Origin of the sequence: Microcella sp. (assembly GCF_019739195.1) — a bacterium.
GTDB lineage: Bacteria > Actinomycetota > Actinomycetes > Actinomycetales > Microbacteriaceae > Microcella.
Genome location: NZ_JAHHDS010000003.1, coordinates 1,564,182 through 1,578,697, shown reverse-complemented (window position 1 = coordinate 1,578,697; position 14,516 = coordinate 1,564,182). Strand labels below are relative to the sequence as shown.

14 protein-coding genes are annotated in these 14,516 nt (G+C 67.6%); 8 read left to right on the top strand and 6 right to left on the bottom strand.

Annotated features, from left to right (window positions below; genetic code table 11):
* The first annotated feature begins 51 nt into the window (after positions 1-51).
* From KL788_RS09410 to KL788_RS09390, 5 genes are all read left to right on the top strand, one after another.
* Positions 52-1,125: a threonine aldolase family protein gene (locus tag KL788_RS09410; RefSeq protein ID WP_293170693.1), complete on the top strand. Its 1,074-nt coding sequence runs from the start codon at positions 52-54 to the stop codon at positions 1,123-1,125.
* Positions 1,126-1,167: 42 nt separating this feature from the next.
* Positions 1,168-1,548: a PGPGW domain-containing protein gene (locus tag KL788_RS09405; RefSeq protein WP_293170691.1), complete on the top strand. Its 381-nt coding sequence runs from the start codon at positions 1,168-1,170 to the stop codon at positions 1,546-1,548.
* 10 nt (positions 1,549-1,558) lie between these two features.
* A complete protein-coding gene (locus tag KL788_RS09400; RefSeq protein WP_293170689.1) occupies positions 1,559-2,548 on the top strand; it encodes an LLM class F420-dependent oxidoreductase in 990 nt (329 codons plus the stop codon).
* A gap of 49 nt (positions 2,549-2,597) precedes the next feature.
* Positions 2,598-3,269 (top strand): LysE family transporter, encoded by a 672-nt coding sequence (locus tag KL788_RS09395; RefSeq protein WP_293170687.1) that lies wholly within the window; start codon positions 2,598-2,600, stop codon positions 3,267-3,269.
* Positions 3,270-3,348: 79 nt separating this feature from the next.
* Positions 3,349-3,852, top strand: coding sequence for a GyrI-like domain-containing protein (locus KL788_RS09390; protein ID WP_293170685.1), 504 nt, complete (start codon positions 3,349-3,351; stop codon positions 3,850-3,852).
* Here KL788_RS09390 and KL788_RS09385 read toward each other — a convergent pair.
* On the bottom strand, positions 3,849-6,008 hold the full coding sequence (locus KL788_RS09385) for an ATP-dependent Clp protease ATP-binding subunit (protein ID WP_293170683.1): 2,160 nt from the start codon (positions 6,006-6,008) through the stop codon (positions 3,849-3,851). The two genes, KL788_RS09390 and KL788_RS09385, sit on opposite strands and share 4 nt — an antisense overlap.
* Before the next feature lie 159 nt (positions 6,009-6,167).
* Here KL788_RS09385 and KL788_RS09380 point away from each other — a divergent pair, with 159 nt between their 5' ends.
* Positions 6,168-6,806 (top strand): NADPH-dependent F420 reductase, encoded by a 639-nt coding sequence (locus KL788_RS09380; protein ID WP_293170681.1) that lies wholly within the window; start codon positions 6,168-6,170, stop codon positions 6,804-6,806.
* A gap of 9 nt (positions 6,807-6,815) precedes the next feature.
* On the opposite strand, the gene KL788_RS09375 is transcribed toward KL788_RS09380, so the two are convergent.
* The 5 genes from KL788_RS09375 to dnaK are packed head-to-tail and all read right to left on the bottom strand — an operon-like array spanning position 6,816 to position 11,845.
* Positions 6,816-7,922: a class I SAM-dependent methyltransferase gene (locus tag KL788_RS09375; RefSeq protein WP_293170679.1), complete on the bottom strand. Its 1,107-nt coding sequence runs from the start codon at positions 7,920-7,922 to the stop codon at positions 6,816-6,818.
* Positions 7,923-7,925: 3 nt separating this feature from the next.
* Positions 7,926-8,342 (bottom strand): heat shock protein transcriptional repressor HspR, encoded by a 417-nt coding sequence (locus KL788_RS09370; protein WP_293170677.1) that lies wholly within the window; start codon positions 8,340-8,342, stop codon positions 7,926-7,928.
* Positions 8,343-8,362: 20 nt separating this feature from the next.
* Positions 8,363-9,340: a DnaJ C-terminal domain-containing protein gene (locus tag KL788_RS09365; protein WP_293170675.1), complete on the bottom strand. Its 978-nt coding sequence runs from the start codon at positions 9,338-9,340 to the stop codon at positions 8,363-8,365.
* 7 nt (positions 9,341-9,347) lie between these two features.
* Complete coding sequence (locus tag KL788_RS09360) at positions 9,348-9,971, bottom strand: nucleotide exchange factor GrpE (protein WP_293170673.1); 624 nt, start codon at positions 9,969-9,971, stop codon at positions 9,348-9,350.
* Between the two features lie 2 nt (positions 9,972-9,973).
* The gene (gene dnaK / locus KL788_RS09355; protein WP_293170671.1) at positions 9,974-11,845 is read right to left on the bottom strand and encodes a molecular chaperone DnaK; all 1,872 of its coding nucleotides are present in this window, start codon (positions 11,843-11,845) and stop codon (positions 9,974-9,976) included.
* Between the two features lie 333 nt (positions 11,846-12,178).
* Between dnaK and KL788_RS09350 the strand changes: the two genes are divergently transcribed.
* Positions 12,179-12,997, top strand: coding sequence for a serine protein kinase RIO (locus KL788_RS09350; protein WP_293170669.1), 819 nt, complete (start codon positions 12,179-12,181; stop codon positions 12,995-12,997).
* A 70-nt stretch (positions 12,998-13,067) separates the two neighbouring features.
* Complete coding sequence (locus KL788_RS09345; protein ID WP_293170667.1) at positions 13,068-14,516, top strand: MFS transporter; 1,449 nt, start codon at positions 13,068-13,070, stop codon at positions 14,514-14,516.

Genomic DNA, 14,516 nt, shown 5'->3' with positions numbered 1-14,516 from the left:
CTGAGCGATTCTGCACAGCACCACGGCCGCGGTGGGTGGGAGGATACGGGGGTGACCCGCATCCATGACACCACCTACCGCGGCTTCGCCAGCGACAACTACGCCGGCGTGCACCCCGAAGTGCTCGCCGCCCTCGCCGACGCCAACGGCGGCCACCAGATCGCCTACGGCGAAGACCAGTACACGGCGCAGCTCGCCGAGGTCATCAAGGCCGAGTTCGGCGAGCACGCCGAGGTGTTCCCCGTGTTCAACGGCACGGGCGCCAACGTACTCTCGCTCACCGCGCTCATGCCGCGCTGGGGCGCCGTCATCGCGAGCGGTACGGCGCACATTCACACCGACGAAGGCGGGGCACCCGAGCGCGTGAGCGGGCTCAAGCTCTTCACGGTGCCGACACCCGACGGCAAGCTCACCCCCGAACTCATCGACACCGAGGCCTTCGGCTGGGGCGACGAGCACCGCGCGCAGCCGCTCGCCGTCAGCATCACGAACACGAGCGAGGTCGGCACGGTCTACACGCCCGACGAGGTGCGTGCGATCGCCGACCACGCGCACGCGCACGGCATGGCGCTGCACCTCGACGGTGCCCGCGTCTGGAACGCCGCCGCCGCTCTTGGCACCAGCCTGCGCGCGTTCACCGCCGATGCTGGCGTCGACGTGCTGTCGCTTGGCGGCACCAAGAACGGGCTGCTCGGTGCTGAAGCGATCGTCGTGCTCGACCCCTCGCGCGTCGATGGGCTCATCTATCTGCGCAAGATGAACATGCAGCTCGCGAGCAAGATGCGCTTCATCTCAGCACAGCTGCTGACGCTGTTCGACGAGGGACTGGGCATCCGCTCGGCGATGCATGCGAACGCGATGGCGGCCCGCTTGCGATCGGGTCTTGAGGGGATGCTCGCCGCCGGCGACGTGCCCACCGACTCGCTCGGCTTCAGCCAGCCGACACAGGCCAATGCCGTGTTCGCACTCCTGGCGAACGACGCCGCCGACCGCATTCGCGAGCGCGTGCGCTTCTACGACTGGGACCGCGCTCGCGGCGAGGTGCGCTGGATGTGCGCGTTCGACACGACTGAGGCCGACATCGACGGCTTCATCGAGGTCGTGCGGCAAGAGCTCACCCGCTAGATCTGTCAGCACCCCCCAAGCTGCGCCGCGCAGGCTAGATGCGTGAGCACCCACGACCCCCGCATTCTTCAACCCGGCGACGCCGGGTACGAGGCCGCGGGTGCCGCGACGCGCATCACCAAGCCGCGCTCAGCCGCGGCGTCGGCGCGCGAGGCGATTCGGCGACGCCCGAAGCTCGACCGGGCCTACCGCACCGGCGTGAAGGTGGTCGGCGGCACGACCGTCGGGCTGGGCGTCGTGCTCATGCCTCTGCCCGGCCCCGGCACTCTCATCGCCCTCGGCGGACTCGCGATTCTCGGCACCGAGAGCGAGCGGGCGAAGAAGCTCAATCGGCAGGGCGTCGACCTGGCCACGCGCGCGGCGGCCACCGCGAAGGCGGCGCGCGAGAAGCGCGCTGCGCGAAAGGATGCTCCCCAGGCGTAGCGTGGGGTGCATGAGATTCGGACTCTTCATTCCCCAGGGCTGGCGCCACGACCTCGTCGACATCGACCCGAACGAGCACTGGGCGGTGATGAAGAGTCTCGCGCTGCACGCCGATGCGGGGCAGTGGGAGTCGATCTGGGTCTACGACCACTTTCACACCGTGCCGGTGCCGAGTGACGAGGCCACGCACGAGGCGTGGAGCCTCATGGCGGCGTTCGGCGCTGTGACCGAGCGCGTGCGCCTCGGCCAGATGTGCACGTGCATGGGCTATCGCAACCCCGCCTATCTGGCGAAGGTCGCTGCCACGGTCGACCACGTCTCGGGGGGTCGCGTCGAGATGGGCATCGGCGGCGGCTGGTACGAGCACGAGTGGAACGCCTACGGCTACGGGTTCCCCGAGATCGGCGACCGCCTGCGCATGCTCGACGAGGGCGTACAGATCATGAAGCAGGCCTGGTCTGAGGGCACGGCGACCCTCGATGGCCGGTACTACCAGGTCGACGGCGCGATCGTTCGGCCGCTACCCGTGCAGAAGGAGGGCATCCCGTTCTGGATCGCCGGCGGCGGCGAGAAGGTAACCCTGCGCATCGCCGCGCAGTACGCCCGGTACACGAACTTCGCCGGCACCCCCGAAGAGTTCACGCACAAGAGCGAGGTTCTGCGCGGTCACTGCGAACGACTCGGAACAAGCTTCGACGCGATCACGCGGTCGTCGAACTTCAACACCGTCGTCGGCCGCGATGAGGCGGAGGTCGCCGAGCGCATCGCCGCGATCGAAGCGCGCCTGACGCCCTACATCGGTGACGAGCGCGCGGCGAAGGCCGTCGCCGACCTGCGCAACGGGTCGGGTCTCGCCGGCACTCCCGAGCAGATCGTCGAGCAGCTCAAGGCACGCGAGTCACTCGGCATGACCTACGCCATCACCTACTTCGCCGAGGCCGCCTACGACACGAGCGGTATCGAGTTGTTCGAGAAAGAGGTCATGCCCGCGCTGCTGTAATCTCGTCGGGCCGGTCGCCGATGCGGGCGGTCTGACCGAGAGGATGCCCGTGCTGGAGGCACTGCTGGCTGGCGCGATCGCGGGCTATGCCCTGGCGATACCCGTCGGTGCGATCGCCGCGCTGCTGATCACTCTCGGCGCGCGGCACGGCGCGCGAGTGGCCGCGGGCGGCGCCTTCGGCGCCGCGACGGTCGACGGGATCTACGCGACCGTTGCGGTCACCGCCGGGGCCGTGATCGCGCCCCTGATCCTGCAGATCGAAGAGCCTCTGCGGTGGATCTCGGTGGTCGTGCTCGTGGTGCTGGGCATCGTGCTCGCGTGGCCCGCGTTCCGTCGGCAAGCGGCACCGATCACGGCGGTCGAGATCGACGAGCACAGCGCGGCTGATGCTGATGCGTCGACGGCTCGGGTCGGCGTGCGTCGCGTGACGGCATGGCGGCTGTTCGTGACCGTCAGCGCGCTCACGCTCATCAACCCCGTGACCGTCGTCTACTTCGCGGCGCTCATCGGCAGTTCGACGATCCCCGCAGACGCCACCGCGGCGGAGCGAGCGGTGTTCGTGCTCGCCGCCTTCGCCGCCTCGCTCAGCTGGCAACTGCTGCTCACGACGGCCGGGTCGCTCGTCGGGCGGGTGCTCACGGGCCCGAAGGGCGCGCGAGTTACCGCCCTCGTCGGCGGGGCGCTCGTCATCGCGCTCGCGGTGCGCGCCGCCCTCGTCTAGGTTCAGGACCTTCGGCCCTTTACCGCGACACGGCAGAGGATCACACTGAGCGGCATCCCCTCCGACCTTGGAGGTTCTCATGACCGAGACCCAGGCTGTTCCGCATCTGCTCACCGTCGACCCGTGCCCCGTCGCGGTGCTGCGCGAGGTCGTACCCCTGTCGACGTTGCCGCAGTTCTTCGATCGCGCGTTCCAGGCGGTTCCCGCCGTGCTGAGTCGCCAGCAGATCACGATCACAGGCCCGCCGCTCGCCATTTACTTCGGGATGCCCACCGACACCGTCGACGTCGCGGGCGGTGTGCCCAGCGCAGGCATGGTGGTGCCCGAAGACGGAGTCGGGGCGTTCACGCTGCCCGGCGGCCGCGTCGCGCGGGTCGTGCACCGCGGCTCGTACGACACTCTCGGTGAGAGCTACGGACTTCTCACCGAGTGGATGGGCGAGCACTCGCTGACCCCCGGGCCGCTCATGTGGGAGTCGTACCTCACCGAGCCCGAACCCGGTGGGGATCCGATGGACCTGCTCACCGAGATCAGCTGGCCGGTCGCCGAAGCAGCTGCTCCGAACTCCGACGCAGCAGCTTAGGCAGGCACGTCAGCCATACGGGCCACCACGAGGTCGTCGCCACCCGGTGCCACGTCGACCCGCACGACGTCGCCGTCGCTAATCGTGCCCGACAGTATCGCTCGGGCGAGGGCGTCGTCGATCTCGTGCTGCATGAGGCGGCGCAGCGGCCGCGCGCCGTACACGGGGTCGTAGCCGCGCTCGGCGAGCCAGGTGCGAGCATCCGGCGTCACCGCCAGTTGCAGACGGCGCTCGGTGAGACGGCGTTCGAGGCGGTCGATCTGCAGCGAGACGATCTGGCCGAGGTCGTCGACCGAGAGCGGCGAGAAGACAACGATGTCGTCGAGACGGTTGACGAACTCAGGCTTGAACGCCTGTCGCACGATGTCGTTGACGCCCGCGACCTTCGCCGGCCAGTCGAGCGACGGGTCGATGAGCAGCTGCGAACCCAGGTTCGAGGTCAGAATCAGGATCGTGTTGCGGAAGTCGACGGTGCGACCCTGACCATCGGTGAGACGGCCGTCATCGAGCACCTGCAGCAGCAGGTCGAAGACCTCGGGGTGGGCCTTCTCGACCTCGTCGAGCAGGATCACCGAGTAGGGCCGTCGACGCACGGCCTCGGTCAGCTGACCTCCCTGCTCGTAGCCCACGTAGCCGGGAGGGGCACCGATGAGGCGCGAGACAGAGAACTTCTCGCCGTACTCGCTCATGTCGATGCGCACCATCGACTTCTCGTCGTCGAACAGGTAGTCGGCGAGCGCCTTCGCGAGCTCGGTCTTGCCCACGCCCGTCGGGCCGAGGAAGAGGAACGAGCCGGTCGGGCGGTCGGGGTCGCTGATGCCGGCCCGGGTGCGACGCACGGCCTCGGCGACGGCGACGACCGCGTCTTTCTGCCCGATGATGCGCTTGCCGAGCTCGGCTTCGAGGGTCAGCAGCTTTTCGGTCTCGCCCTGCGTGAGCTTGTCGACGGGAATACCCGTCCACGCCGCAACGACCGCCGCGATGTCGTCGTCGGTCACCTGATCGTTGACCATGCGAGGGCCGCTCTCAACGCTCTCGGCGTCGGCGAGCTGCTGCTCGATGCCCGGAATGATCTCGTAGTTGAGTTTCGAGGCCTGCTGGTACTCGCCCTCGCGCATGGCCTTGTCGAGCGCGATGCGCGACTCGTTGAGGCGCGTCTTCAACTCGCCGACGGCGGTGAGGCCCGACTTCTCGAGGCTCCAGCGCTGCTGCAGAGCATCCCGCTGCTGGGTCTTCTCTTTCAGCTCATCGCGCAGTTTCACCAGACGCGCTTTCGAGGCCTCGTCTTTCTCCTTCTTGAGCGCGAGCTCTTCGATCTCGAGGCGCGTGACGGCGCGCTTGAGCTCGTCGAGTTCGACGGGGCTCGACTCGATCTCCATCTTGAGGCGGCTCGCGGCCTCGTCGACGAGGTCGATGGCCTTGTCGGGCAGCTGGCGGCTCGTGATGTAGCGATTGCTGAGGGATGCCGCTGCCACGAGCGCGCTGTCGGCGATCGTCACCTTGTGGTGCGCCTCGTATCGCTCTTTCAGGCCGCGCAGAATGGCGACGGTGTCTTCGACGCTCGGCTCGCCGACGAAGACCTGCTGAAAGCGGCGCTCGAGCGCAGCGTCTTTCTCGATGTACTCGCGGTACTCGTTGAGCGTGGTCGCACCGATCATGCGCAGTTCGCCGCGCGCAAGCATGGGCTTGAGCATGTTGGCGGCCGCGACCGAGCCCTCACCGCCTCCCGCGCCCATGAGCGAGTGCAGCTCGTCGATGAAGGTGATGACCTGGCCGTTCGACTCGTCGATCTCTTTCAACACCGCCTTGAGGCGCTCTTCGAACTCGCCGCGGTACTTCGCGCCGGCGACGAGCGCCGACAGGTCGAGGCCGACGAGCTGCTTGTCTTTGAGTGAGTCGGGCACGTCGCCCGCGACGATGCGCTGGGCGAGGCCTTCGACGACGGCGGTCTTGCCGACGCCGGGCTCACCGATGAGCACGGGGTTGTTCTTCGTGCGGCGGCTGAGCACCTGGCTGACGCGTCGAATCTCGGCGTCGCGCCCGATCACCGGGTCGAGCTTGCCCGACCGTGCGATCTCGGTGAGGTTGACGCCGTACTGCTCGAGGGCAGACTTCTGCTGCTCTTGGCTAGAGGGGGCGCCCTGCATGTTGGCCATGGTGTGCTCTCCTGCTGGTTGACCTGGTGTCGGATGAACCTGAGTCGGTATGACTCAAGTTTACGCCGCGCTTGGCTGTGAAGCCAGCGCGGGCCCCCGACTCTCCTGCGCTCACGGCGAACGGGGAATGCACCGGCGTGCTGACCGATTGCACCCAGCATGACCACGACGATAGGCATCATCGGTTCGGGCAACATCGGCGGCACCCTCGCCATCGCACTGACGAGAGCGGGGCACGAAGTCGTGGTGGCGAACTCGCGGGGCCCTGAATCGCTCGGCGCGGTCGTCGCCGAGTTGGGCGACCTGGCCAGCGCGGGCACGGTAGCCGAGGCGGCGCACGCGGGCGAGATCGTGGTCGTCGCGGTTCCGCTGTGGGCGCTCGCGAGCATCCCGAGCGACCTGCTCGAGGGGCGCATCGTGATCGACACGAACAACTACTACCCAGGTCGCGACGGCGCGATCGCTGAGTTGGATGCTCGCGAGACCACCACATCAGAACTCGTCGCCCGGCACTTCGCCGGTGCGCGCGTCGTGAAGGCGTTCAACCACATTCCGGCGCGCGAGATCCTCACGCACGCGCAGCCCGCAGGCTCCGACGGGCGTCGAGCGCTGGCCGTCTATGCCGACGACGCCGACGCGCGCGATCGGGTGGCCGCGCTCATCGACGAGATCGGTTTCGACGTCGTCGACGGCGGAGCGCTCACCGACAGCTGGCGCATCGAGCGCGATCAGCCCGGGTACATTCCGCACTTCACGGTTGAGCAGCTGAGAGGCAAGCTCGCCGAAGCCCAGCGCTGACGAAGTCGCTCAGCGTTTGCGCGAGACGGTCACCGTGAACTTCGGGGTACGGCTGGCCTGACGAGTCGAGCCCACGGCGCGCTCGAGCGCCGGAGTGTGCGCCAAGTGGCTGTTCCACACGGCCCAGAGCTGGCCGCCCGGCCGCAGCACGCGCGCGGCCTCGACGAACAGTCGCTCGGCGACTCCGGTGTGCACCGCGGCGCCCACGTGAAACGGCGGGTTGAGCACGATGAGGTCGGCGCTGCCGTGGGGCTGCAGTGAGAGTCCGTCGTCACGCACGGCCTCGATCGCGACACCGTTCGCCTGCGCCGTGAGAGCCGCGCTCGCGACGGCGACCGCCGAGATGTCGCTCGCGATGACGTGCGCGCCGGGCTCTCGGCGGGCGAGCGTCGTGGCGAGCACGCCGGTTCCGCATCCGAGATCGATCGCGCGCTCATAGGCAGGCCACTGGTCGGCGACCTCGAGCATCGCCCGCGTGCCGATGTCGAGCGACGCCCCGGCGAAGACGCCCGCAAGCGCCACGATCGTGAGGTCAAGCTCGTCGATGCGGGTTTCGGTCGGCGGTCGCGACGAGACGGCGCGCGGCCGCTGCGCCGTGAGCAGTCGCGCTTTGCCGCGCGCGAGCGACACGTCGACCTGCTCGAAGCTCTCGCGCAGCACGTCGTTTTGCGTCGGCGTCATGTGCTTGAGCATGTTGCCCGCGAGCACCACGACGTCAGACGGGCAAGCCCGCGCGATCTCGCGGACGATGGCGTCGAGATGGTCGAGCGCGCGAGGCAGGCGCAGCAGCACGAGGCGCGATGCCGCGGTCACGACCTCGTCGAGCGGATGCAGCGTGAAGCGGCTCTCGCCAAGCTCGGCGGCGTTCGCCTGCAGGGCCCGTTCGGCCACGAGCGAGTCGGTCTGCACGCGAACCTGCTGCGCGCCGAGTGCGAGAGCGCCCAGCGTCAACGCCCCGTGCGTATCGCCGATGACGACGACCTCGGTCGCGCGGTCGCTCAGTAGCGGGGCGGCGGTGTCGAGCAGATAGCGATCGGCGGCGTCCCACGCCCGCAGTTCTGCCGTGGCGATGTCGGGGCGACGGCTCAGGCCGTTGAGAAGAGTGTCGACGGTCATGGATCAGCCGCGCCGCAAGGGGCGCCAGACGACCAGCTGATTCGCTTTCTGCACGCGCGTGCCGGCTTTGATCGACACGACGTCGCCCTCGGCGCCAGCCGCGAAGACGCGACGGCCGGGGCGCGCGAGCAGCTCATCGGCGAGTGCCGTCTCGAGCTCGCGCACGCGCGAGCGCAAGGCGATGACCTCGTTCTCGAGCTCGAGAATGCGGCGAATGCCCTCGAGGTTGAGGCCCTCGCCGCTCAGCCGCGCGATCTCGCGCAGCTGCACGACGTCGCGCATCGAGTAGCGGCGGCTCTGGCCAGCCGTGCGCGTCGGCGAGACGAGCCCGAGCCGGTCGTATTGCCGCAGCGTCTGCGGGTGCATGCCGGCGAGCTCAGCGGCGACGGCAATCGCGAAGATCGGGCTGCTCTCGTCCATGGCCTCCACCCCTCTCGCTCCTATCCTTGCGCTCGAGTGATCAGCTCGTCACGCGGATTCTCGGCGGGCAGCGCCGCGGCGAAGGCCTGCAGATGCTTCTGGGCCTCGGCACTGAGGTGCGCGGGCACCGCCACCTGCACGGTCGCGAGCAGATCGCCCGTGCCTTTGTTCGTCGTCACCCCGCGGCCCTTGACGCGCAGCACACGGCCACTGGGGGTGCCGGGCGCCACCTTGAGCTTGACGGGAGCACCACCGAGGGTGGGCACCTCGATGGTCGCACCCAGTGCCGCCTCGACGAACGTGACCGGAACATCGACGCGCAGGTGAATACCGTCGCGCTCGAAGACCGGATGCTTGCGCACCTGCACCGTGAGCACGAGGTCACCGGCCTCGCCGCCGTCGGGGCTCGGCTCGCCCTTGCCGCGCAGTCGAATCTTCTGCCCGTCGGCTACACCGGCGGGGATCTTGACCTGCAGCGGCTTGCCCCCGCCCGGGCGCTCGAGCGTCACGGTGTCGCCCTGAATCGCGGTCATGAACTCGAGGCCCACGGTCGCGACCTGGTCGCGCCCCTTCGTGGGGCCGCCGTATCCGCGAAAGCCGCCGTTCGTCTGCCCGAACCGGCCGTTGCCGAACATGCCGCCGAAGATGTCTTCGAAGCCACCGGGGGCGGTGCGCTGACCTCCGCGCTGACCTTGCCCGAACATCCCGCCGAAGACATCGTCGAAGCCGCCCGGAGCACCGCCCGCCGTGAAGCGGGCGCCGGAGCCCATGGCGCGCACCTGGTCGTACTCGGCACGCTGCGCCGGGTCGCTCAGCACCGAGTGCGCTTCGCTGATCTCTTTGAAGCGCGCTTCGGCGGCGGCATCACCCGGGTTCGAGTCGGGGTGGTACTGCCGCGCGAGCTTGCGGTAGGCCTTCTTGAGTTCGGCCTCAGAGACATCTTTCTTCACGCCGAGCACGGCGTAGAAGTCTTTCTCGAACCAGTCTTGACTGGCCATGCCTCACCTACCCCTGCGGAACCGAGACAGCGACCTTGGCGGGCCGCACGAGGCGGTCGCCGAGGGCGTAGCCGCCCTCGATCACGTCAGCCACGGTGTTCTCGGTGACGTCAGCACTCGGCAGCTGCACGATCGCTTCGTGCACCGCCGGGTCGAAGGGCTCGCCCACGACGCCGACTGAGCGCAGACCGTAGCGCTCGAGCGCCGCCCGCAGCTTCTGCGCCACGAGCTCGAGGGGGCTGCCCTCGAGGTCGCCGTGCGCGGCCGCGCGATCGAGGTCGTCGATCGCGGGCAGCAGCGAACGGATCACGTCGGCAATGACCGCTTCGCGGTTCGCGGCGCGGTCGCGCTCGACGCGCGTGCGAAAGTTGGCGAGCTCGGCCTCGGCGCGGGCGGCGCGATCGCGGTACTCCTCGATCTCGCGCTGCCCGGCCTCGCTGAGGATGTGGTCGATGTCGGCGTCAAGAGTGTTCCCCGACTCCGACACCTCGACGTCGGCGTCTTCCGCCGCAAAGAGTTCGTCGATCTCTTCTGCATCGGTCACCGCGCCGTCCTCGGCGAGAGGCTCGGTCGATTCGTCGATCGGCTCGAGGTTCGCGTCGTTCTCGTCGTCGCGCTTCTTCGGCGCCATGACTAGCCCTTGTCCTTGTCCGCGTTCTTCTCCGACTCGTCTTCGTCGTCGACGATCTCGGCGTCGACCACGTCATCGTCGTTCGACGACTCCTGCTGGTCTTCCGAGGGCGTCGGGTCCATCTGCGAGGCAGCGTAGATCGCTTCACCGAGCTTGGTCTGCGAGGCGTTGAGGGCGTCGAACGCGGTCTTCACCGCCGCGTCGTCGTCACCGGCGAGCGCCGTCTTGAGAGCATCCACATCGGCCTGCACCTCGCCCTTGACGTCGTCAGGAAGCTTGTCGTCGTTCTCCTTGATGAGCTTCTCGATCGAGTAGACGAGCTGCTCAGAGTTGTTGCGCACCTCGGCCTTCTCGCGACGATCCTTGTCTTCGGCGGCGTGCTCTTCGGCCTCGCGCACCATGCGCTCGATGTCTTCTTTCGCGAGCGACGAGCCGCCCGTGATGGTCATCGACTGCTCCTTGCCGGTGCCCTTGTCTTTCGCCGACACGTGCACGATGCCATTGGCGTCAATGTCGAAGGTGACCTCGATCTGCGGAATTCCGCGCGGAGCCGGCGCGATGCCCGTGAGCTCGAACGTGCCCAGGTTCTTGTTGTCGCGCGTGAACTCGCGCTCGCCCTGGAAGACCTGGATCGCCACGCTCGGCTGGTTGTCGTCGGCCGTCGTGAAGGTCTCACTGCGCTTGGTCGGAATCGCCGTGTTGCGCTCGATGAGCTTCGTCATGATGCCGCCCTTGGTCTCGATGCCGAGACTCAGCGGGGTGACGTCGATGAGCAGAACGTCTTTGCGCTCGCCCTTCAGCACACCGGCCTGCAGTGCGGCGCCGACGGCCACGACCTCATCGGGGTTGACGCCCTTGTTGGGCTCTTTGCCACCCGTGAGCTTCTTGACGAGCTCGGTGACGGCGGGCATGCGGGTCGAGCCGCCGACGAGCACGACGTGCGCGATGTCGTCGACCTTGACGCCCGCTTCGCGGATGACGTCTTCGAACGGCTTCTTCGTGCGGTCGAGCAGGTCTTTCGTCAGCTCTTCGAACTTGGCGCGGCTGAGCGTCTCGTCGAGGTTCGCAGGGCCGTTCTCGGTCAGCGACAGGTAGGGCAGCTGAATGCTCGTGCTCGTCGAGCTCGAGAGCTCTTTCTTCGCCTGCTCGGCGGCCTCCTTGAGGCGCTGCTTGGCGATCTTGTCGTTGCTGACGTCGACGCCCGTGGTCTCTTTGAAGCGCTGGATCAGGTAGGCCACGACTCGGCCGTCCCAGTCGTCGCCGCCGAGGCGGTTGTCGCCGGCGGTCGAGCGCACCTGAATCGTGCTGAAGTCGTCGTCTTTGCCCACTTCGAGCAGGCTCACGTCGAAGGTTCCGCCACCGAGGTCGAAGACCAGGATGAGCTCGTCCTCCTTGCCCTTGTCGAGGCCGTAGGCGAGCGCGGCCGCGGTGGGCTCATTGATGATGCGCAGCACGTTGAGGCCCGCGATCTCGCCGGCCTCCTTCGTGGCCTGGCGCTCGGCGTCGTTGAAGTACGCCGGAACCGTGACGACGGCGTCGGTGACGCTCTCGCCCAGGTACTGCTCCGCATCCCGCTTCAGCTTCGCCAGAATGCGCGCGCTGATCTCTTGCGGGGTGTACTTCTTGTCGTCGACCTCGACCTTCCAGTCGGTGCCCATGTGGCGCTTGACGCTCGCGATGGTGCGGTCGACGTTGGTAACCGCCTGGCGCTTTGCGGTCTCGCCGACGAGCACCTCGCCGTCTTTCGTGAAGGCGACGACCGACGGGGTCGTGCGAAAGCCTTCTGCGTTGGCGATAACGGTGGGTTCTCCACCTTCGAGAACAGAGACGACGGAGTTGGTGGTTCCGAGGTCGATACCGACGGCACGAGCCATGGTGGTGCTCCTTACGAGATCAGGGAGCGCGAAAGGTTGAGTCGCGCTGTATCAAGTTTGGATTTCCGGATGCTCGCTGTCAAGTCGAGAGGCACAAACTTGAGCGGCACTGGCTCAATTCTCAGGTAGCTCTTGTCCGAGGCTGCCGCGCGGGGCTAGCGTGGCGGTAGTCGGATCGCGCACCAGCGCTTCGCGCCATCGAGAACAGCCCCGTCGAGAGAGGAGCACGCCATGACTGTCGTCAGCCTGCGCGCATACCCCTCGACCATTCGGGCCGCTCTCGTCTAGACCTTCTCTCTCAGCGCGGCGGCCTCCGGCATTCGGAGTTCTCTCGTGACCTCTTTCGACCTGCACCATTCCTTCTCTGCGCTCCCCGACGAGCCCGGGTCCGACCAGCGATGGTCGACCTGGCCCCTCACCACACCGACGCAACGCGGGCCCGCACCGCGCCCCGACTGGGTGATCACCGCATCCGCCGCCTGGGATACGGAGCTCGGCGTTCTCAAGACCGGCAAAGAAGCAGATGTGCATCTGATCGAGCGCGGTGTTGCGGGCGGCGATCGCGTGGTGCTCGCCGCGAAGCGCTACCGCGACCCCGACCATCGTGATTTCCATCGCTCGTCGCAGTACACCGAGGGCCGCCGGCTGCGGCGGTCGCGCGACACTCGAGCGGTCGAGCGCGGATCCCGCTACGGGCGCCAGGTGCAGGCCGGCGTCTGGGCAGCCGCAGAATTCGACGCGCTCAGCCGCCTGTGGATGCTCGGCGCACCGGTTCCGTACCCGGTGCAGGTGCTCGGCACCGAGCTGCTGCTCGAGTTCATCGGCGACTGCCGCGCCGCCGCGCCTCGACTTGCAGAGGTGCGCGTCGACCGCGCCGAGCTCGCGAGGCTCTTCGAGCAGGTGCGCAGCGTGCTGCTGCTGTTCGCCGACCAGGGCTGGGCGCACGGCGACCTGTCGCCCTACAACCTGCTCGTGCACCACAGGCGCATCGTGGTCATCGACCTGCCACAACTCGTCGACGTGGTCTCGAACCCGAGCGGTTTTGAGTTGCTCGAGCGCGATTGCCGCGTCATTGCCGAGTGGTTCGCGCGGCGTGGTCTCGCCGTCGACGCCCGGGCTCTCACCGACGAGGTGTTCGCGTGCCTGGGGTGACGATGCGCGGCGCGAAAACGATGCCGATTCGCGCTACCTGTTGTTCACTGCTGCGGGATAGCGTGAGCCCATGACTGAGAAGCCCTCCGACAACGACGTCGCACACGAATCAGCCGCCACTCCCCCCACCGTTGCTCGCACGGGAGCGGTTGCGGCAGTCGGTAGCACTGAAGCCACCGGCGCCGTACCCAAGAAGGCGGTGTGGTCGTGGGCGTTCTGGGACTGGGCCACACAGCCCTTCAACACGGTCATTGTGACCTTCGTGTTCGCCGCGCTGTACCTGACCTCTGACGCCTTCATCGACCCGGAGATCGCCGCTCTTGGTCCTGAGGACCCGCGCTACGGACAAGCGATCGACGCGCTCGCGGCCAACTATGGGATCGCCGGGCTCATCGCCGGCATCCTGATCGCCCTCATTGCGCCCGTGCTCGGCCAGCGTGCCGATGCGGCGGGCAACCGCAAACTGTGGCTCGGCATCGGAACAGGGCTGCTGGTGGCGTGCACCCTCGGCCTGTTCTTCGTCGAAGCGATGCCTGCCTACTTCTGGTTCGGCGCGTTGTTGATCGCGGCCGGCTCCGTGTTTGGTGAGATCGCAGGAGTCAACTACAACGCGATGCTGCGGCAGGTCTCGACGCCGGCCACCATCGGTCGCGTCAGCGGCCTCGGTTGGGGTTTCGGCTATCTCGGTGGCATCCTCGCGCTGATCCTCGTCGTCGTCGCCCAGACGTTCGACTTCTTCGGGCTTCCGCTCGACAACGGTCTGCCCTTCCGCGTGATCGCCCTGTGCTGCGCGATCTGGACGATCATCTTCGCGATTCCGATCTTCCTCAACGTACCGGAGGCACCCGCTGCCGCTGGTGCTGAGCGAGTCAGCTTCTTTCGGTCGTACGGGATCCTCGTGAGGAACATCGTCGATCTGTTTCGCAACGCACGTCAGACTTTCTGGTTCCTCCTCGCCGCCGCGGTCTACCGCGACGGGCTGGCAGGCGTCTTCACCTACGGCGCGATTCTGGCATCCGTCGCATTCGGATTCAGCGCCGAGCAGGTCATCCTGTTTGGCATCGCTGCCAACCTCATCGCCGGTGTTTCCACGATCTTCGCCGGCCGCCTCGACGATCGCTTCGGCGCTCGACGCGTCATCCTGTACTCACTGGCGGGCCTCAGTATCGCGGGAATCCTGGTCTTCCTCCTGGAGCCCGCTGGCGTCATCGTGTTCTGGATCTTCGGGCTTCTGCTCACTGCCTTCGTCGGACCGGTGCAGGCGGCGAGTCGTTCGCTCCTTGCGCGCGTCACCCCGCCCGGCCGGGAAGGCGAGATCTTCGGCTTGTACGCGACGACCGGTCGGGCCGCGAGCTTCCTCTCTCCCGCCGCGTGGGTCGGTTTCATCGCGATCGCGGTCGCTTTGGACATCCCTAACGCCACACTCTGGGGCGTTCTCGGCATCGTGGTGATCCTGGTGATCGGATTCATCCTGATGTTGTTCGTGAAGCCCGAAGCGCCCGTGGCCGTGGCCGAGTAG

Bases quoted from the DNA above. Each gene is read 5' to 3' on its own strand.
- KL788_RS09375 (WP_293170679.1), bottom strand. From the start codon at position 7,922: ATGACCGTCGACACTCTTCTCAACGGCCTGAGCCGTCGCCCCGACATC.
- KL788_RS09385 (WP_293170683.1), bottom strand. From the start codon at position 6,008: ATGGCCAACATGCAGGGCGCCCCCTCTAGCCAAGAGCAGCAGAAGTCT.
- KL788_RS09360 (WP_293170673.1), bottom strand. From the start codon at position 9,971: ATGGCGCCGAAGAAGCGCGACGACGAGAACGACGCGAACCTCGAGCCG.
- KL788_RS09370 (WP_293170677.1), bottom strand. From the start codon at position 8,342: ATGGACGAGAGCAGCCCGATCTTCGCGATTGCCGTCGCCGCTGAGCTC.
- KL788_RS09345 (WP_293170667.1), top strand. From the start codon at position 13,068: ATGACTGAGAAGCCCTCCGACAACGACGTCGCACACGAATCAGCCGCC.
- KL788_RS09390 (WP_293170685.1), top strand. From the start codon at position 3,349: ATGACCGAGACCCAGGCTGTTCCGCATCTGCTCACCGTCGACCCGTGC.
- KL788_RS09365 (WP_293170675.1), bottom strand. From the start codon at position 9,340: ATGGCCAGTCAAGACTGGTTCGAGAAAGACTTCTACGCCGTGCTCGGC.
- dnaK (WP_293170671.1), bottom strand. From the start codon at position 11,845: ATGGCTCGTGCCGTCGGTATCGACCTCGGAACCACCAACTCCGTCGTC.
- KL788_RS09380 (WP_293170681.1), top strand. From the start codon at position 6,168: ATGACCACGACGATAGGCATCATCGGTTCGGGCAACATCGGCGGCACC.
- KL788_RS09400 (WP_293170689.1), top strand. From the start codon at position 1,559: ATGAGATTCGGACTCTTCATTCCCCAGGGCTGGCGCCACGACCTCGTC.